A 17,823-nucleotide genomic window follows, 5' to 3' on the forward strand; every position below is an offset into this window, starting at 1 on the left:
GGGGGTGGGGGGATGAGCGGAGAGGCCGATCACTGGGTACTGCCGTCCGGGCCTCTGCTCGCGTCTGGACGCCGGGCCGTACGTTGGCAGCCCTCGCGCGGTGTCCTTAGGACGCGTCTGATCCTGTTCCTGGGCCTGCTGGATCTCCTGGCGATCCTGGGCAGCTTTCTCCTGGTCGGAATGCTCTACAGCCCGGGCGGTGGACGGCAGGGGCTGGTGATCGGGGTTGCCATGCTTCCAATCTATTTTCTCTCCGCCTTCAGCAGCGGCGCCTTTGCCGTCTCCGTGATCGACCGCAGGAGCACGGGAGTAGCCCGCGCGCTCCGATCGATGCTGTTCGCAGCCGGTGCGGTGTTGTTCGCTGCCTTCTACCTGCGAGCAAGTGCGGACCTGTCGCGGGTGGTGGTTGCAGCCGGAACGGTCGTCAATTTCGGTGTGCTGGCTGTCGCGCGGACCTTGTTCCTGCGGGACGCGCGGCGGATCATCGGCGGCAATCCGTACAATGTGGTCCTCCTCTCGGACGAAGGGATGTTCCCCCGATCGCGCGCGGCAGGTTTCTCGACGATTCTCGCCGCATCCAGCTTCGATCCGGGAGTGCACGACCCGATGATGTACGACCGCCTTGCCGTCGCGCTGCAGAAGGCGGACCGCGTCGTCGTTGCCTGTGCCGCCGAGCGGAGGCACGCGTGGGTGCATGCCCTGCAGGGCGCGAACGTGCAGGGAGAGGTTCTCGCGCCGGAACTGACGGCCCTGGCTCCGCTCGGCGTCGCCCGTTTCGGCGAGGACCCGACCCTGATCGTCGCCAAGGGGCCGCTCGGTATCGAGGAGCGCATGGTCAAGCGCCTGTTCGACATCGTGGTGGCAGGCGTTGCGCTGCTGCTGTTGGCGCCGATGCTGGGCGTGATCGCGCTGGCCATCCGGGTGGAGTCCCCGGGGTCCGTGTTCTTCGTTCAACGGAGAATCGGCCGCGGAAACCGAATGTTCCACATGTTGAAATTCCGCAGCATGCGGCCGGAACGATGCGACGAAAATGGCTGTACCTCGACGACGCGCGACGATGATCGAATCACGCGCGTCGGCCGCTTGCTCCGGCGGACGAGTCTCGACGAGCTGCCGCAGCTGGTGAACGTCCTCGCGGGCAACATGTCGATCGTGGGCCCGAGGCCGCACGCGCTGGGGTCCCGCGCCGAAGATCAGCTGTTCTGGGAGATCGACGAGCGCTATTGGCACCGCCACGCGGCCAAGCCGGGTCTCACCGGCCTGGCACAGATTCGGGGCTATCGCGGCGCCACCAATCACCGCAGCGACCTGGTCAACCGCTTGCAGGCCGATCTTGAGTATCTGCATGGTTGGACCATCTGGCGGGACATGCTGATCGTGGCGCAGACCGTCCGAGTACTCGTCCACCGCAACGCCTTCTAGGGCCCTGCGCTTCGGCTCCCGCGGCGGCAGCAGCAATCAAAACGCGTTGCGATGCACCAGGACGCGGAAGGTCTGGAGCACCAGCACGAGGTCGCGCCAGATGGTCCAGGAGTCCAGATAGGCCAGATCGGCCTGGAGCCGGTTGATCAGGTCACGGTCCGTTTCCGTGTTTCCGCGGAAGCCTCGGACCTGCGCCAGGCCGGTGAGACCCGGCTTCACCGCATGGCGGTTCCAATAGTGCGAGGAAACCTCCCAATAAAGGGAGTCGCCAGCCAGTGCGCCGGTGGCGTGCGGGCGCGGGCCGACGATCGACATGTCGCCCAGCAGGACGTTCAGGATCTGCGGCAGCTCGTCGAGGCTGGTCTTCCGGATAAATCGGCCGACGCGGGTCACGCGCGGGTCGTCCCTGGTGGTGAGCTTGTTCGCGTTGTGATCGAGCTTGCCGACATGCATGCTTCGGAACTTGAGCATGCGGAACAGCCGGTTGCCCTGACCGACGCGATTCTGTGCAAACAGCACGGGGCCGGGCGAGTCGAGCTTGATGGCAATAGCCACCAGCGCCATCACCGGGGCCAGCATCGGCAGGGCCAGCATCACCACGGAAAGATCGAACAGTCGCTTCAGGCAGCGATCGACGGTGTTGAGCGGACCCACTGCGACAAGGGCGGTGGACGTCCCGTGATAATGGGTGGCCCCGATCGCGCCGATTGCATCGAGTTCGGGGGCCAGCACCTCCACGTTCACGCCAGCACCCTTGAGTGCCAGGGACCAGGCTGCGCGCCGCTCGAGCGGGCAGGCGACGATCACGCGGTCAGCATGGCAGATCATGCCGCCGATCCGGCTGAGCATCATCGGGTCGTTGATGTCGGGCGCGAGGCCAATCTGCTCCACGTCGATCCGCAACGCGCTGCAGGCATCCGGTGGTTGGATGCCGTCGACCAGCACGATCTCGCTGTCCGGGCTGCCGCCAAGCCGTGCCAGTGCGAAGCGTGCATAGAGCGCGCGCGAGAGAACCAGGGCGACGCAGCTTGCCAAGGTGCCCGCGATGACGACGACGCGCGACAGGTCGTCGGAAGCCTTGAGAACGAAGCCGAGCCCAATCGCGATGATCGAGGCCGCAAGCATGGCGAAACAGGCCCGGCGCGTGCTGCGGGTGGCGCTGATCATCGCGGTCGGTCGATATGCCTCCCGCTGTACCGCCACGACGAAATACAGCGGCAGGATCAGGATGAGGAGGGTGGTGAGGCGGTTGCTGGTTACCTCGCCCAGCCGCAGCCAGCCTACAAAGCCCGTCGCGGCCGTGATGGCGAGCATATCCAGGAGGATGAGGCCGAGCGCCAGTCGAACCCGGATGGCGTGCTTGGCGGAGGCGCGCGGGGATTCGGGGCGGTAGTCGCCCTCGCTCAAGCCGGCCTTCCGTTCGCCCGATGTCCCCAGGACAGTAGATGCAGCCATACGGTTAATCCTGCGCCTTTAGTGCCCGAATGTCGAGACACGGCGGCATGCGATGCTGCTCTGCACCAGATCGCGCGTCGTTGCGCTTCGGATGGTGAGTATGGCTGATTTGAGGCGGTAAACGGCGGAAGATCAACCAAAAGTCGGGAACCGCCGGGCGTTCACGCGGAAAAGGCGTTCTCAAATCGGTGCGACAAGCCGTCCCGCTGGCACGCCGCGTTGTGCGGGTGCGCACAGGTGTCTACAGGCAATTTTAGGTAAGCACGTCGAAGGGGCAGGCAGAGATACAGCATGAGCCTGGTGGAGATGTACGAAGCCGTAAAGGATGTTGCCGCACCGTTCGGGCAGGTCGGCCGCTCGATCGCACACATCCACGTGGGGCTCGCCCTGTTCGTCGGCTGCTCGCTCCTAACCCGTCGCGGGATGGCATCAGGATGGCCGTTGTTCCTGCTGGTCATGCTCGAGCTTCTGAACGAAGCGGCCGATCTCGCAGAAGGCTGGCCGCACCTCCAAGCATGGCGCATCCGGGACACCGTCGGCGATTTCGCCAATACCATGCTCTGGCCAGTGCTTTTGTTCATGATCGCACGCGCTCAGGAGCGGAAGGCAGTCGGGGCAAAGGAAGCGATGACGTCGGATGCGACGTCTTCCATTCTGAGGGAGGATGACGCCGGCTTGTATTGACCGCCCCAGACAGGGCAAAGAGGCTCGATTTTTCCGTCAGAGTACCGCTCCCATGCAAGCTGCGCAGGCACCTTCCGCCACTTTCCCCGCGAGCGTCCATGCGAGAGCTCGGCAGATTGGCGCCCATTATCTCACCGGACAGCGAGGAACGGTGTTCTGGGCGTTCGTCATGCTGATGGTGACGAACGTCGCCCTGGCAAAGGCGGGCTTCAGCACGGGCAGTACGCCGGTCACCTTCGGATACCTGTTGATGGGAGCGTTGGCACCCTTTGCGCTGATTGGCCTCATCGTTCGGCCGGTGCTGTCGCCTGCCGCGCTTCTCCATGTCCTGCTCGCGTACCTGCCGGTCGGCCTGTTCGCGGTATACAAGGTGGAGACCGCGTTCGGCAGTCCCGCGGAACTGCTCGTTACCGGAACGAACTTCCTGATCCTCCCTGTCATCATCATCGGGTTGTTCTCTCCCTATCTGGAGGACCTGACGGAGGCGCAGATCTGCACGGTCCTGAAATGGTGCGTACGGTTCGCCGTCGCCTGGGGGCTGATGAACTTCTTCATGTATGCCCTGACGAAGAGCTTTATCGCCATCCCCTATCTGACCATGAATGCTGCGGATGCCGCCGAAGTGTTCGGGAAGAACAATCGCCGGGGCGGCTTCATGAAGCTGGTGTCGACGTACAATAACGGGAACATCTTTGGCGTCTGCATGATTGCCCTCGGACCAGTCTATCTTTACGCGGAAAAGTCGCGGGCCTGGATGGCGGCATTCCTGCTGGCGATCCTGTTGACCTTGAGCCGCTCGGCGTGGTTCGGGATGGTCGTGATGGGTGGGGTTATGGTTGCGCTAGGGCAGGTCCGCGTCAATCGAGGTCCTGTGTGGCTGGGGGGCCTGGCTGCGGTCGGCGGCATCGTGATCATCATGCCGTTCCTCGGCTGGACATCGGACAATTTGTTCGACTCCAACCTTGGCGGGCGCTTCTACCAGGTGGAGCAGTTGGTGATCACTTGGTTCGGTGCCCCGAGGGTTAGCATCAAGGAAATCATCTACCTCGGTCTCCTGCAGAGTTTCGGCCTGATCGGATTTCTGTTCGTGATGCTGGCATTGACGTTTCCGATATTGGTAAATGCCTCTCGGCTACGGACCCTTCCGATGTTGCGCAGGGCGGCGATCGGCGGAACGATCTGTTATCTGGCGATGGCTGCGCTGGATGGCGCTTTCATCTTCCCTCCTGTGCTCGCGATCTTCCTGTTCTTGGGCGCTCTCACGTATCGACGGGGCTACCGGGGTGCGGCGGGGCGGGCGGCGCTACCGGCTACCGCGGCGATCTGATCGCTGCCCGAGGCTCGGGGTCCCATCTCCGCACGTCGCTGTCTGGCGGCGCCGGGAGCATCAGGAGGGAGGGGCGGGCCTCTACCGTTGGCGGACTAGGTAGATTTCTGCTGCAACCAAGCCCGCTCTGGCTGTTCTGCTGCATTGCAGCGCCGTTTGATCGCCGTCTGCTTGCCACCGCGCAAAACTGCCGTCATGGCCGGTCAGCATATAGCGGAAACGGAATACCTGCCTCATGCTCGCCAAGAAATTCGGCCGCCTGAAACGTCGCCTTTCGGGAAGCGCAGGAGGGCAGGCGACCGGATCGGTCCTTGTGTACCTGGTCGGGTTCACCCTTCAGAAGCTGGTGCCGTTCGCCGTTATCCCGATCTACACACGCGTCCTGCCGCGGGCCGAGTACGGCCTCGTCAGCGTCTGCCTCGCGACGCTTGCTGCCGTGAACATCATCAGCAGCCTGGGCATCGATGCAGCCGCCACCCGCCTTTACTACGAGGAGCGGGATAGCGAGGGGCTCGCACGATACATCTACAGCAGCTTTGTGCTGCGGATGGTCTCATCGGTTGTGATCGGCGCAGTGATGTGCGTGCTGCTCGCCGTCGGGTGGCCCTATATCGTTTCCGATCCTACGCCCGCCTTTCCCTACGTCGGTCTGATTGCCGCAGGATCCGCACTAGACGGGACGTTGAGCTTCCAGCAGGCGCTGCTGCGGGCGCAGAAGCGCGCGTTCCGGTTCGTGTTCGTTCGCCTGGCGCAGCTGGTCCTTCAGGCGCTGATCGGAGTTTCCCTGATCCTCTGGGCAGGGTGGGGCGCAGAAGGACCGCTCACCGGGTATGTCGTAAGCTCGTTCCTGGTGGTGACGACCGTCTCCATCGGCTTCCTGCGCGATATCCCCCGCGGAACGCCGTTTTCCTGGTCGGACGTTCGGCGGAACCTCTCTTATGGGCTGCTGACTGTTCCGCAGAAGATCGGCAACTGGTTCAACAACCTGTCCGATCGCGTCATCCTCGCGCGCTTCCTGAGCCTGGACAATATCGCCATCTATCAGCTCGGCTATAGCGGCGGTCAACTCGTATCGTTCGTGACGACGAGCCTGAACAACTCATACGTCCCGCATTATTACGAAATGAAGCGGGACGGTGCGAATGCACGCACGATCGTCGCGATCGATTGCGCCATCATATCGATCATCGGCATCCTGTCTTTGGCAGGCGCCCTCTTGGCGCCAGAAATGATCGCGATCCTGGCCCCGCCGAGCTTCGCGGCGAGCACGGCCGTCATGCCGATCATCGTCGGCGCCTATTACATGAACGCCGTCTACACGCAGTTTCTGAAGGAGTTCTTCTACGCGAAGCGTACCGGCCTCGCGAGCACGGTGGTGACGATCCCTGCGCTCCTCACCGTGCCCATGAACCTGCTGGCCATCCCCGTGCTCGGCTATATGGGGGCGGCGCTCGTCACCATGGTGTCGTTCACGCTCATGGTCATCGGAGTGACCATGGTGGGGCAGTTCCAGATCGAACGTACCGCGCACCCACATGTGCGCCTTTGGATCCACCACTTCGCCCTTCTAGGGCTGACCCTGGCGCTGGGCTTCGATGTGCTTACCTTTAGTGAAGGCACTCTTGCCCGATGGGGCGAGCGTATCCTGTTGCTGTGCGGATTTGCGGGCTTCTCGGTTCTGCTTTTGGTATTGCCCCAGCGCGGCGCCCTGCTTCGGTGGTTCGCTCCCGCGAGCAAAACCGAAGCAGCCGCCGCACCGTTATAGCAGGATCATACCAATAGGTTCGAGAGGGAGGCTGCTTCCGCCGAGAGTTCTCGTGCTTTGGCAAGGATCGTGCTGCGCCTCGACGAGTCCGCGAACACCGCCTCGACATCCTCCACGATGGCCTCGATCTCATCCGTACTTGGGATCGCGGCATATTCCTGAACGCGGGGGTAGCCGATCTGCTCCTGCAGGCTCCGTGTCTTATGAGAGTTGGAGCCCATGAAGACGCAGGGAGTGCCGCCCAGTGTCGCCATGATCGACGGATGCCAGCGGCCGCTCACGAACACTTCGGCTCTCGCGAGCAGTGCCGCGCCTGCCATGACGGGGATGTCGACCGGCACAAACGGTACGTCCGTTTCCGTGGCGACGGATTCAAGGAAGGCGTCGCCTTCACAGGTTTGAACGAGAACAAGCGGAAGCCCGAGCTTCTTCAACGACCTGACGAGCTCTGCATATTGCACTCGTGCGGATTTCTGATCCCACGCTGCCGCAGAACTCCCACCGACAGCGATGTACCGCCCCGCCTGTGCAGTGGTCGGAACTTGCCAGCCGCTACGCTCCGCATACGGCCAAAGTGCGGAGCGATCTCGCGGAAGCTCCGAAATTGCCTCCACTCTGGGCTGCCACACAAAGAGCGCATCGGCGACTGTGCGGGCTGGCGCCCGCGGAAACCACTCGTCGGCAAAGCTTTTGGAAGCTGCTTCGCGAAGCGCGACTAACCGAGACTTTTCGAACACCGGCGCGGCGGCAGTGATCGTCTCTTCGTTGATGCCCGACTGAGGATCCGCCGACAACATCCCGTTCACGAAGAAGACTGGCTTCTGCAGTTCCTGCGCTAAAGCCGCCAACGTCATCATCATAAGGAAATGTCGCCGAGGCTCCGTTCGGAAAATCCCGTCCCCCTCAACATTGGCAATGACAACTTCGGCTTCATCTAGGCCGCGCAACATCGCCGCCACCGCCTCATCAAACCTTGCATACTCGCGCAGAAGTGCAATGTTATGATCAAAGTCGTGCGTTAATCCTCGGGGCCGTCCCAGGCCATTCAGGACGCCGCCTGCTACTGGCCCGATGCCAGGCGTCCGCAGAAGCTTCTGTCGGAAAAGCTTCCGGCAAAGTCTCTGATATTGCGAATGAGAAATCCGCGTTCCTTCGGGATACCACCGCGAAAGATAATTACCCCCGATTGAGAACGTAATCTGATGATTTCGGCTGATAATCTCACGTAATGCAGAGCTGGTCGCTCGAGCGCCCCAGTTGAATTTGTCGGTGTTATCGCGAATGAAGAAAGCCTTCATGACAAATCGCCGCTCCCAGTAGCAGGCTTGTATCCGAACACATCTCTTATCGTAGCCAGGTTGGTTTGCGTGATCTTCCAGAGCGTCTCGCGCGCCGCAGCGACCTGCTGGCGGCGCAGGTCGATGTTGTCTGCCGCTGCATCGAATGCGGCGACCATCCGATCGCGTACGTCGGGGCTATCGAACTCGACACCCCAATCGGAATGGCCAATGTCGTCGAGGAACCACTGCATCTTGTCGTGAGCCACCAGCGAGATGATCGGCGTCCCCATGCCGAACGGGATCATCTGTGCATGGCCGCGCATGCCGGCGACTAGGTCCACGCTCTCGTAGAAGGAGAGGATTTCCGCGGTCGACACGCCGGTGAAGTGGCGAACCTCATACGGAACGCCAGCCTGGTCGAGGTACGGCGCCACCGCCTCGTCATCGAAGACGTGGCCGACGAGGATAACGCGCCAGCCGCGGTCTGCAGCACGGCGTGCCATTGCCGCCATGCCGCCAAGCGTCGGCGCCTCCCGCCCCTTCAGGCGCAGGCCGAAGCGGTCGAAGGCGGCGTTCAGCACGAACGTCGGGCGGTCATCTCGCTTGGGGGGACGCGCCGCCCGCGGCATGTTGAGGTAGCTCATCACCGTGGTGGTGCAAGGCTGATAGACCAGCTTGTCCGCCAGGTGCTGCGGCAGATAGCCGCGGAGCGCCTCCATGCTGCCGCGGTTGCGGATGCCCACAAAGCCGCTCTTCTCGACCAGCAACTGCAGGCTCTCGACGAAGACCTCTGGGAACTCCACCTGGCCGCGGAAGCGGTTGTAGCCAACCGCAAACACGGCGATCGGCGCCTCGATCTGCTTGAGCAGCGGCGTCGGTACAGGCCATTGCCAGCCAGAGATGGCGCTGGTGCTGTTGTCGACGAGGAACAGGCCGCCACCACCGATCACCAGGCCGCTGCCGCGGTTGATGCGGGCGATGAGCGCCTCGTCCACGGGGTCGCGCACGTTCTTCAGATCCCAGCCGATGTCGGCTGGAACGTCGAAAGCGCTGCGGACCGCTTCGAAGAGGACGGCGTCACCGGCATTTGCCGCCACATGCACCCCGAGGTGCATGATCGGCGGCCGTCCGGAAGTTCGTGCTTGGGTCGATTGCTTCTTATATCGCCGTTCGAGCATCAGATTGACCGCGCGATATCGTGCGACCTCCGGTCGGCGCAGCTGTGCCGCTAGGCGCCAACCAGCGTCGAGCGCACTTGCGAGCGGCTGGCTTAGCTTGCCGAGCGCGGCAAGTCGCTGCCAGCGCTTCAACGCCTTGAGCGCCTTCGCCGCTTGCTGCTTCTCTATCTTCGCGGTCTTCTCGGCGACAATCCAGTAGGCATTGAGCACCGGGCGCGCCGCGTCGATTCGTGCGCCGGACAAGGAGGCCACGTGCTGTAATGCTGCTGTCGCCTCGCCAAGTTGCTTGGCGAGAAGCGTGCGCTTTCGATCGATGTCGACTTCCAGGACCAAAAGTGCGCCAAGCGGGAGCGCATCGAAGATCTCGTCCACCAACGCCCGCTCCGCAGCATCGAAACGCTGGATTCCTAGCTGGAGAGCGATGCGGCAGCCGTTCTCGTCTTGCGCCGCTGCTTCTTCAAGCTTGTACAGCATCCGCGCGTCTGCGGCCGTTTCCGGATGTGCTCGGCTGAACCCGACAGTCCACCCAAGGCCCCGCAGCAGGGGGAGCGGGGAGGCACCATCTACGCCAAATTGTACGGCGTTGCCGGGCGTGTGCAGTTTCTTACCGAGAAGGGCGTCGAGGCTCATGAACCTCAAGACGGCCCGCTGTTGAGCCTCCTTCAACGAGCTATGCGTGTCAGACAGTCTGCCGGCCGAAGCTGGAAGCGCCTCAACATGCGGGGCGGCAACGTCGGTCAAACTAGTCTCCTCGGCTCTGTGGGTCCGGCGTTATAGCGGCTCTACGCTGCGGTGCAAAACAGCTTGCGCTAAAGGGAGCGGCAACGGCGCTGCGCGGGTGGTTTCGCGATGCGCGCGCCGCACCATAGATTGGCGTCGCCTCGGTATCCGTATAGGAACACCGTTGCATAGCAGCGACCCGGGAGGGGCGCTCTGGATCCCACGCCCATTTCCGGGCCACTGCCGTTCGGGCCTGATGATGACCAACCTAGCAAGAAATCTCGCGCGGATCGCGCTGGTGGGGGCCGGCGGGTCGCACCCTGCCACCCTGGCCGCCGTCGAAGGCGCATTGGCGCGGGTCTCTCCGGAAACCCCCGTAACCGTCGTCGACATGTCGCTGTTCGACCGGCGGGGTGTCGCGCGCTATGAGGGGTTCAAGTCGGAGGTGCTGCGGCTTCGACCGGCAGACTTCGGCCTGCGCGAAATCTTCCGGACAGCAGGGCCCAACCTCATCATTTCCGGAGGGGCGCGCCGCTTCGAGCAGATGATCGACGCTTTCGGCAAGCTGCTGGAAGAACAGAGCGTCGGCGCAATGCTGATCTGTCACTCCAGGGGCTTCCCTGAGCAGGCGATGATCGCCGCTGCGTCTCGCGCAGGCCTCAAGGTCGCGCAGATCGACGAAGGGCCTTTCAGCATGCCGGTGCGTCCGGCGACCGCCCCCGAGTTCAGCAACCGGAAACAGAAGCTGGTGTTCGGCGGCTTGCGTCGGTTGGGTCTCGTCCCGCGCCGCGACCTGATCGGCGGCAAGGTCGACCGCTTCTTCATCACCTCTCCTGGACGCGGGCGTGTCGCGCTGGAACGCGGTTTGGACCCGGCGAAACTTGCCGTTGTGCCGTGTCCGCGCTTCGATGCACTGGCAGCACTCCGGGAGAAGTGGCGGGATCGGGTTCGCGCGTCCGAGACGAAGCGCGTGCTGTTCCTGCATCAGCCTTTTCGAGCCGACCGAAAGCTCGATCGCGCCGAGGCGGACAGGGCGGAACTGCTGCTGATGCACGGTCTTTCAGAACTGGCGCAGAAGCGGCCCATCCGTTTGGGCATCCGGATGCATCCACGTTCCGATGAGGCCGAGCGCGCGCGGGTCGCAGACCGGTTTTCACCGCTAGCGGATGTCCTCGCCCTTTCGGATGGGACTTCGCTCACGGACGACCTCATCTCCGCAGATGGGTTTGTCGGCTTCTATTCATCGGCGCTGCTGGAGGCTGCCGTCTGCGGAGCGCCGGTCGCAGCCGTGCGGCTGAAGGCGGAAAGCTTCGCGCAGCACGACGAGGCCATCAAGGCCGCGAACTTGTCGGAGCTGGGCTTGGCGGTGTTCGAGGAGGCTCCGGCGCTCGCAGCGTTCCTGGACGACAAACTCGGTTCGGGCGAGATGGCGCCGCCGACGGCATTGATCGAGGAGCAGATCGGGGACGTGCGACTGCACGGCTCGGACGAGGTGGCTCGCCAGTTGATGGCACTCCTGCAGGGTCGCTGAACAGGCCTGGGGCGTACCGGCGGAACGCAGGCCCCCTTAAGCGTTCCGCTGCGTGGGCATGGGCGACCGCTTCCTCAGCCTTGGTGGCTGGTCGCCCGTCCCCCGACCAATTCCTGGATGGCGTGCACCGTTCGCTCCAATGCCCTGCGATCGAGTGGCCCTACTTCCGCATCGATGTCCAAATCGCCGACTGCGTTTCCCTGCAGCGTGCCGAGAACGTGCCGCGAGACATCGTCGGGTGTATACGCACAGGGCACGCCCGTGGACTCGAACCATGCCTGTTTTTCGCCCTCTTCTTTCTCGGTGAAGGCCGAGACCGGGATCGGGACGCAAACGACGGGCGTCCGTAGGATCAAGCTTTCCAGAAGGCCTACCGAGTAGTGGCCAAGAACACAGGCGCAACTCGTCAGAACTTCCGGCAGCGGCAACTCCGGTGAGTAACGGAAAGGGATCCGAAGGTGACTTTCGAGGAACGAGAGCGTTTCTGGATCGCTACGCGGATGTTGTCGCAGGATCAGATCGAAGGGTGTTCTTTCATAGGCTTGGTTGAGGCCAGCCGCCATCATCGCGAGCACCGCCCGTGCCGGTTCTCCAGCAACGCGTCCCTGCCATACGAACGGCTGGAAGACGTAAAGAACCGTGGCAGGCTGTGCGTCGCTTCTGACGGCAGGCGCCAGAGCGTCGAACCGGGGTACGCCGGTCACTCGGATGTCCGCAGGCGCCACTCCGAGAGCCTCGAAGCGTCGTGCGTAGTGGGATGAGCAGGCCAGGACGAGATCATGGCCGAAGCTGCCATAGGGCACCTTTCTGGGAAGGATGCCCCAGCTGCGCAGGAGATGCCCGACTCGGCCAACCACTCCCGGGCGGATACCCTGATGCGCCGCGTGCACGATGGTGAAAGGTCCCTCCTGGATCAGGACCGTACTCGCGCCGACATCCTTTGCCGCCGTAAGGAACGCCTGTTCCACATAGGACGTGTCGTTACACGTGATCAGGATGTCGGCACCGATACCCCGCAGGAAAGCGGTCCCTCGCCGGACCAAGCGTTGGTATGCGAAGGGGCCGCCATTCAGGAGCAGGTTGAAGCCGGCCGGAATTTCCTTTCGCCGACTGAAATTGGCCAGACCGAACTGCTCCATCAGCAGGTGCAGCACCTCGCCAGAGCCTGGCCAGTGAAAGGACGACGTCGACTGAGTGTTGAACCGTTCGACGTCCAGCACAACCAGGCGTGCTTCAGGCCACTTCCTCTTCAGTTCATCCGCAACCATCGAAAGCGTCGTAGCCGCGGATCCCGCTACACCGATGAAGCAGATGGTAGGGCCGGGACGGCCCGGAAGTGCCGGACTGCTCATGCGCATCCTAAGGTCAGATGTACGACGCACGGGAGGCGGCGTCAGGAACCCAACGGGCGACATCGATCACCGTCGGCGGTGCCGTAAGGGCTGCTAGATGAGCCCCAAAGTAAAATGGCCACGCCGAACCCGAGTTCGGCATGGCCATTTAACTGTCAGGTGAAATCTTATGCCGCTTCGGCAGCCTTCGGCTTCGGACGCCACTTCAGCTTGTCGCGCTGGACCTGCTCGACCGGCAGGATCTCGGTCGACTTGTACTTGAGCGACTTGGCGACTGCGCGGACGTCGCGGCACAGGCGGCGCAGGCCGTCCGGCTCGAGCGAAGCGGAGTGGTCGGTGCCCTTCCAGGTGCGATCCATGGTGAAGTGGCGTTCGACCCACTCGGCGCCCAGGGCGACGGCGGCCATATCGGCAGCGATGCCCAGATGGTGGCCGGAGAAGGCGATCGACTTCACCTGATCGCCGAACTTGTCCTTCAGGCGGGTGACTTCGAGCAGGCACAGGTCGTCGAACGCAACCGGATAGCCCGAGGTGCAGGCATAGAGGACCAGGTCCTTCGCGCGGCCACGCTCGACGAAGAAGTCGACGATCTGCTGCTCTTCGTCATGGGTGGTCATGCCGAGCGACAGGTGGATGTCGCCGTCGAAGTCCTTGGCGAGCACGTCGAGCATCTCGAAGTGCAGGTTGCAGGCGGAGGGAACCTTGAGCAGCGACGGCTTCAGGGTCGCCATCTCGCGTGCCGAGGTCGTGTCCCACACCGACGTGGAATATTCGATGCCGAACTTCTCGCACTCGGCCTTCAGCTCGTGGTGCTGGTCGACGTTGAACTCGAGGAACTCGCGGTGCGCACCATAGGTGTCGCCATAGGAGTTGGCCGGGTTCGGGTGCGGCGCGTTATACTGCGCTTCCGTCAGGAGCTCGCGGTTGTTGCGCTTCTGAAACTTCACCACGTCGGCCTTGGCGTAGATCGCCGCGACCTGGATCAGCTCCTTGGCGATGTCCATGCTGCCCATGTGGTTGCAGCCAACCTCGGCGATAACTTTGACGCTCATAATCAACTCCTTGAATGACGTTGCGACGAGCCCCCGCCACGTCGCTGCGCCTGTGATCGCTTAATCCCCGCCGCTCACGGCATCACCCCGCGATGAACCACGAACTTCGTCATCCACCGATCCTTCCCAACCTGTGGTGAAGGAACCGCGATTAACCTTGCTTATACGAACTGCTACGGTGCAGCAACTCGGCGGCGCATTCTTTGCTGCGATGCGGCATCAGACGTGCGGCGAACGCGACGAGGAGCGGGAACGAGGAGCCCGCAGAGTAGGGCAAAGACGCACGCCATCGTAGTGGTCCGAAGCGGATAATCCCCTAGCGAGTGCAGCAGAACCGCCAAAATGGCGACGCTTGCCGCAGATCCCAGCAGGGAAGGGGAGTTGGCCCGGCCGAGCCATGCCGTAGCGGCCGCCCAAAGGAACCATGCGAGAAAGACCGCGACGAGTATCACACCGAACACGCCGTACTCGAGCGCGATCTCGTAGTAATCATTGTGCGCATGGTTCACGAAGGTGCTGGCGACCTGTTCTACGGGCTCCCGCATCGCATACACCTGCGTGAAGGTGGTGGGCCCCGAACCGATCGGAAGATACTGTTCGATCGCCTCGCCGGTGACCTTGTAGAAGCCGAGGCGACCCGCGTCGACCAGGCCTTGCGACTGTACGCGTCCAGTCAATGCCGCGCCGAAGGAATGAAGCGCCAGTGCCAGGCCGAGGATCAGCGCGAGGCCGAGCCCGACCGGCAGCATCCATCGACCTGCGGCGCGGTCCTCATCTCGGGAGTCGGACTCGGACAGCGTCAGCTTCCGGAACCGCACGAAAAGAGCCATCGCGCCAACGATCATGGGCAGAATAAGCACCAGCCCTGCGCGCGCGGTGGTCGCGGCGATTCCCAGGATGGCAAGTCCGATCAAGACGGCGCCGGCGATCGCCGCCATCCGTTCGATCGGCTCGCGACCACGCGACCACCGGATGCTGCAAGCTGCAGCCAAAGGGATAGCGCAGAGCAGAAGGGTGGCAAGATGATTGCGATTGGCGAAGAACCCGAGCGCGCCGTTGATGCTGCTCGTGCCGTACACCTTGATGGTGTTGCGGTTGCCCAGGGCAGCTTGCGCAAGCCCGAGGAAGACCGACACGGCAACAAGAGCGAGGAGGATGTAGACCAGGTTCCAGCGCTGTGTTTCTGTTGCACGCACCGTCGCGAATAGCACCGCGGCAGGAGCCAGCAGATAAAGCGCGGCGGCGATGCCCGTACCCGCCCGCAGTCCTGCCGCGTGCCAGGGAAGCGGAATGGAGGCCGCCTGATAGGTCTTCACCGCCTCTTCCCGCCCGGGCAGCGCAGTCCAGATGCTTGGCGGAAGCGGTACGGTGTACAGCAGAGGCAGGGCCGCCGCGAGGACCAGCAGAATCAGGACGACACGTCCGATCGGCCCGTCGGGAACACGATCGCGCCGGACAAAGGCGAACAGCAGCGCCCCCAATCCCATGAGTTGCAGTGCCATGTTCCCGAAGGAGGGGCGCGAGGACCCGCCCAGCAGGATAGCGGCTGCCAATAGCACGGCCGCCACGAGTGCGCTTGCTTCAAGGGCTCCGGAATGGCGGAGGCGGACCAGGATCGGCGTGTGCATAGATCTTTCAGTTTGCCGCGCAACGTTCGCGGGATGTCATGAACATGCGCTGGCTTCAAGGTTCGGGGGGAAGTTCGAGGGATCAGTGCTGGGCAAGGAATTCCCGCAGTGCTTGCCCGTCAGCCACGAGCCGCACCGGGTTCGCGGGCCATTGGCTGAGCGCTCGGGCCATCCGTGCACAGCCGAACATCTGCGGGACGTAGGCGCTTTGGTCGAAGCGTCCGAGATCCAGCAGGCCGGTGGAAATCGCCGCGGCATAGGCTCGGTAGCCGAACCTGCCCGCGTGCTCCATCAGTCCGCCGGCATTGGGCTCGATCTCCACGTTGCCGATGCCGGCAAGGTCCGCCTGTAGCCGGGTCAGATCTTCGCGCGGATGCGGCAGGTAGCGCACCGCCATCGGGCTTGCCGCCCCTAGCTGGCGCATCGCCGCTAGAAACCGTGCGTGCCGGATGATGCCGTCCTCGACCAGCGGCGACCCGACGAATAGCAGTGCGTCCCGTTGCTCACCAGGTTCGGTCGGGGGGCTCAGTACCAGATTGCGTTGCTCGAACCGGTCGCGCACGCGGACCTTCGATCGGTCGATCCGGCGGTTGAGGATCCCGCGAGGGTGAAAGCCGACCGCGGCCTGTACTGCGCCGCGCGCCGCGTACCACAGGGGACTGGTCAGGTCCGTATAGTGGGAGAGCCCGTCTTCCCACAGTTCCACGGCGCGGATTCCGGGCAAGGCCATCAGGAATCGTTCCAGCGGCTCACCCTCGAGGAACAGGATCAGTCGCTCGATCCCCAGCGGATGCAGGCTTGCCGCGACCGAGCGATAATAGGCCGCATTCGCCCGTCGCGCCGCCAACAGGCTCGAAAGCGAGCCTCGGGGGAGCGTCTCGCGGCCCAGGTCGAGGGCGCGCCCTGGATACTGGGTCTCAACCGGCCCACGCATGAAAGCGTCTCGGTAGAGTACCAGGTCAGGCTCAGCCCCGTTGTCGACCAGGAACTGGAGGTGCAGGCGGGAGCGGGGGAGGGCGGCGACCTTCCCCGCGCCGGGTTCACGCGCCGACGACATGTCCGCCCTTGATCAGGCGGTCGGCGAGCTCGCGGATAGCGCCGCGGCCGCCTTCGGCATCGAGTATCAGCTGCGCCGCTGCGAGCGCCTGGGGATGCGCATCGCGGGGTGCGACCGCACAGCCAACGGCCGCCATGCACTCCAGGTCGTTGATATCGTTGCCGACATACACGGCCTCGGCCGCGGAAATGCCGTTTTCGGCAAGCCAGTCGGTAAGAAGCGCCAGCTTGCCTTCGATGCCGTGGTGATGCGGAAGTTCGAGCTTCCGGCACCGTGCAGCTACCACGGGGTTCCGCTCCTTCGAGATGACGAGCATCGGCAGACCGCGTTTGCGAAGCTGTTCGATGCCCATCCCGTCCCGGCGCGAGCAGGCAACGGTTTCCTCGCCGGTCTCGCTCACGAACACGCGATCGTCGGTGTGCACCCCGTCGAAGTCCATGATCAAGGCCGAGACTTTCGCCGGCAGGTCTTTGGTAGCAGGGGGGGTCCGTGACAGTCGAGCGATGCGCTCCTCGGCCATGCGGAAGTCTTCCGGCTCGTCGATCTCCAGCCGCCGCTCGACCGGCGTGTCGAACAGCGCGGTCTTGCCGAAGAAGCGGTGCCTGGAGGCGACGAAGCCGTCGGTCTTCATGACGTAGACGGCGCCGGTCTCCAGATACTCCGGCTCCCGCTGCTGGCGCATCAGCCGCACGGACTTCTCATGATTGATGCCGACGGCTGAACCCTGTCCGTCCTCCTTCCAGAGGAAATAGTGGAAGGCGGTGACGGCGACGGCGCTGTCCGCGCCATGGGTCCGCAGCGCATCGACGGTCCCGTCGATGTCTTCGGGCGCAGTCAGGGGCGAGGTGCATTGCAGGAAGACAAGCAGGTCCGGGCGATAGCCTTCCGCCTGTTCCAGCGCTGCAAGCGTGTAGAGCAGCGCATCCTCTGACTTCGCCATGTCGGAGGCGAGCGCCTCCGGGCGGCGCACCACTTCGGCGCCATAGCGCTCGGCGACCTCGGCGATCTCGTCATCGTCGGTGGACACGACCACCCGCGTCACGTTGCGGGCAGCGCGGGCGGCATCGATCGTGTGCGCGATCAGGGGCTTCCCGCCGAGTGGCAGGACGTTCTTGCGCGGGATGCCCTTGGACCCACCCCGGGCAGGAATGATTGCCAGCACGTCTTCAGCTGCCTGTGCCATATGCCTCCCTTTCTGTTTCGTCGCTGCCATAGGCTCGCCAGGCGCTGCCTGTCGACGGGCTAGCGGTGTACGGTGGCACGTTGGCGTTAGCGGTGGCGTCCGCGAAGCCATGATGCTAGGCAGCCCGGCCGATAGAAACAAAACCGACACGGGTGCCGCGTCCTGCGAGCCCGAACAGAACGGGAAGTG

13 protein-coding genes are annotated in these 17,823 nt (G+C 63.6%); 5 read left to right on the forward strand and 8 right to left on the reverse strand.

The genetic code is table 11. The features are described 5' to 3' along the window. Positions 1-12: 12 nt before the first annotated feature. Positions 13-1,422, forward strand: a complete 1,410-nt coding sequence (locus tag EO081_RS03235) for an exopolysaccharide biosynthesis polyprenyl glycosylphosphotransferase (RefSeq protein WP_129340479.1) — start codon at positions 13-15, stop codon at positions 1,420-1,422. Between the two features lie 36 nt (positions 1,423-1,458). Here EO081_RS03235 and EO081_RS03240 read toward each other — a convergent pair whose 3' ends face one another. Next, positions 1,459-2,829 (reverse strand): sugar transferase, encoded by a 1,371-nt coding sequence (locus EO081_RS03240; protein ID WP_165284473.1) that lies wholly within the window; start codon positions 2,827-2,829, stop codon positions 1,459-1,461. Between the two features lie 339 nt (positions 2,830-3,168). Between EO081_RS03240 and EO081_RS03245 the strand changes: the two genes are divergently transcribed. The 3 genes from EO081_RS03245 (at position 3,169) to EO081_RS03255 (ending at position 6,653) form a co-directional block, all read left to right on the forward strand. Beyond that, positions 3,169-3,561: a hypothetical protein gene (locus EO081_RS03245; RefSeq protein WP_129340481.1), complete on the forward strand. Its 393-nt coding sequence runs from the start codon at positions 3,169-3,171 to the stop codon at positions 3,559-3,561. A 169-nt stretch (positions 3,562-3,730) separates the two neighbouring features. Continuing rightward, positions 3,731-4,888: a hypothetical protein gene (locus EO081_RS03250; RefSeq protein WP_129340482.1), complete on the forward strand. Its 1,158-nt coding sequence runs from the start codon at positions 3,731-3,733 to the stop codon at positions 4,886-4,888. Positions 4,889-5,123: 235 nt separating this feature from the next. Further along, on the forward strand, positions 5,124-6,653 hold the full coding sequence (locus tag EO081_RS03255; protein WP_129340483.1) for a lipopolysaccharide biosynthesis protein: 1,530 nt from the start codon (positions 5,124-5,126) through the stop codon (positions 6,651-6,653). 5 nt (positions 6,654-6,658) lie between these two features. Here EO081_RS03255 and EO081_RS03260 read toward each other — a convergent pair whose 3' ends face one another. Both EO081_RS03260 and EO081_RS03265 read right to left on the reverse strand, forming a co-directional pair. Next, positions 6,659-7,951: a polysaccharide pyruvyl transferase family protein gene (locus EO081_RS03260; RefSeq protein WP_129340484.1), complete on the reverse strand. Its 1,293-nt coding sequence runs from the start codon at positions 7,949-7,951 to the stop codon at positions 6,659-6,661. Then, positions 7,948-9,852, reverse strand: a complete 1,905-nt coding sequence (locus EO081_RS03265; protein WP_129340485.1) for a polysaccharide pyruvyl transferase family protein — start codon at positions 9,850-9,852, stop codon at positions 7,948-7,950. The genes EO081_RS03260 and EO081_RS03265 overlap by 4 nt, the downstream gene beginning before the upstream one ends. Positions 9,853-10,015: 163 nt before the next feature. On the opposite strand from EO081_RS03265, the gene EO081_RS03270 reads away from it, so the two are divergent. Next, entirely contained in the window at positions 10,016-11,362 is a 1,347-nt protein-coding gene (locus tag EO081_RS03270; protein ID WP_129340486.1) for a polysialyltransferase family glycosyltransferase, read from the forward strand. 74 nt (positions 11,363-11,436) lie between these two features. On the opposite strand, the gene EO081_RS03275 is transcribed toward EO081_RS03270, so the two are convergent. From EO081_RS03275 to EO081_RS03295, 5 genes are all read right to left on the reverse strand, one after another. After that, entirely contained in the window at positions 11,437-12,714 is a 1,278-nt protein-coding gene (locus EO081_RS03275) for a glycosyltransferase family protein (protein ID WP_129340487.1), read from the reverse strand. Between the two features lie 167 nt (positions 12,715-12,881). Continuing rightward, positions 12,882-13,766: an N-acetylneuraminate synthase family protein gene (locus EO081_RS03280; protein WP_129340488.1), complete on the reverse strand. Its 885-nt coding sequence runs from the start codon at positions 13,764-13,766 to the stop codon at positions 12,882-12,884. Positions 13,767-13,939: 173 nt separating this feature from the next. After that, positions 13,940-15,268, reverse strand: a complete 1,329-nt coding sequence (locus EO081_RS03285; RefSeq protein ID WP_165284475.1) for an O-antigen ligase family protein — start codon at positions 15,266-15,268, stop codon at positions 13,940-13,942. A 208-nt stretch (positions 15,269-15,476) separates the two neighbouring features. After that, complete coding sequence (locus tag EO081_RS03290) at positions 15,477-16,451, reverse strand: hypothetical protein (RefSeq protein WP_129340490.1); 975 nt, start codon at positions 16,449-16,451, stop codon at positions 15,477-15,479. Continuing rightward, entirely contained in the window at positions 16,435-17,784 is a 1,350-nt protein-coding gene (locus EO081_RS03295; RefSeq protein WP_206364342.1) for an acylneuraminate cytidylyltransferase, read from the reverse strand. The genes EO081_RS03290 and EO081_RS03295 overlap by 17 nt, the downstream gene beginning before the upstream one ends. Positions 17,785-17,823: the final 39 nt, after the last annotated feature.

Source organism: Sphingomonas desiccabilis (assembly GCF_004135605.1).
GTDB classification, from domain to species: Bacteria; Pseudomonadota; Alphaproteobacteria; order Sphingomonadales; family Sphingomonadaceae; genus Sphingomonas; species Sphingomonas desiccabilis.

Bases quoted from the DNA above. Each gene is read 5' to 3' on its own strand.
- EO081_RS03285 (WP_165284475.1), bottom strand. From the start codon at position 15,268: ATGGCACTGCAACTCATGGGATTGGGGGCGCTGCTGTTCGCCTTTGTC.
- EO081_RS03260 (WP_129340484.1), bottom strand. From the start codon at position 7,951: ATGAAGGCTTTCTTCATTCGCGATAACACCGACAAATTCAACTGGGGC.
- EO081_RS03245 (WP_129340481.1), top strand. From the start codon at position 3,169: ATGAGCCTGGTGGAGATGTACGAAGCCGTAAAGGATGTTGCCGCACCG.
- EO081_RS03250 (WP_129340482.1), top strand. From the start codon at position 3,731: ATGCTGATGGTGACGAACGTCGCCCTGGCAAAGGCGGGCTTCAGCACG.
- EO081_RS03235 (WP_129340479.1), top strand. From the start codon at position 13: ATGAGCGGAGAGGCCGATCACTGGGTACTGCCGTCCGGGCCTCTGCTC.
- EO081_RS03280 (WP_129340488.1), bottom strand. From the start codon at position 13,766: ATGAGCGTCAAAGTTATCGCCGAGGTTGGCTGCAACCACATGGGCAGC.
- EO081_RS03275 (WP_129340487.1), bottom strand. From the start codon at position 12,714: ATGAGCAGTCCGGCACTTCCGGGCCGTCCCGGCCCTACCATCTGCTTC.
- EO081_RS03290 (WP_129340490.1), bottom strand. From the start codon at position 16,451: ATGTCGTCGGCGCGTGAACCCGGCGCGGGGAAGGTCGCCGCCCTCCCC.
- EO081_RS03255 (WP_129340483.1), top strand. From the start codon at position 5,124: ATGCTCGCCAAGAAATTCGGCCGCCTGAAACGTCGCCTTTCGGGAAGC.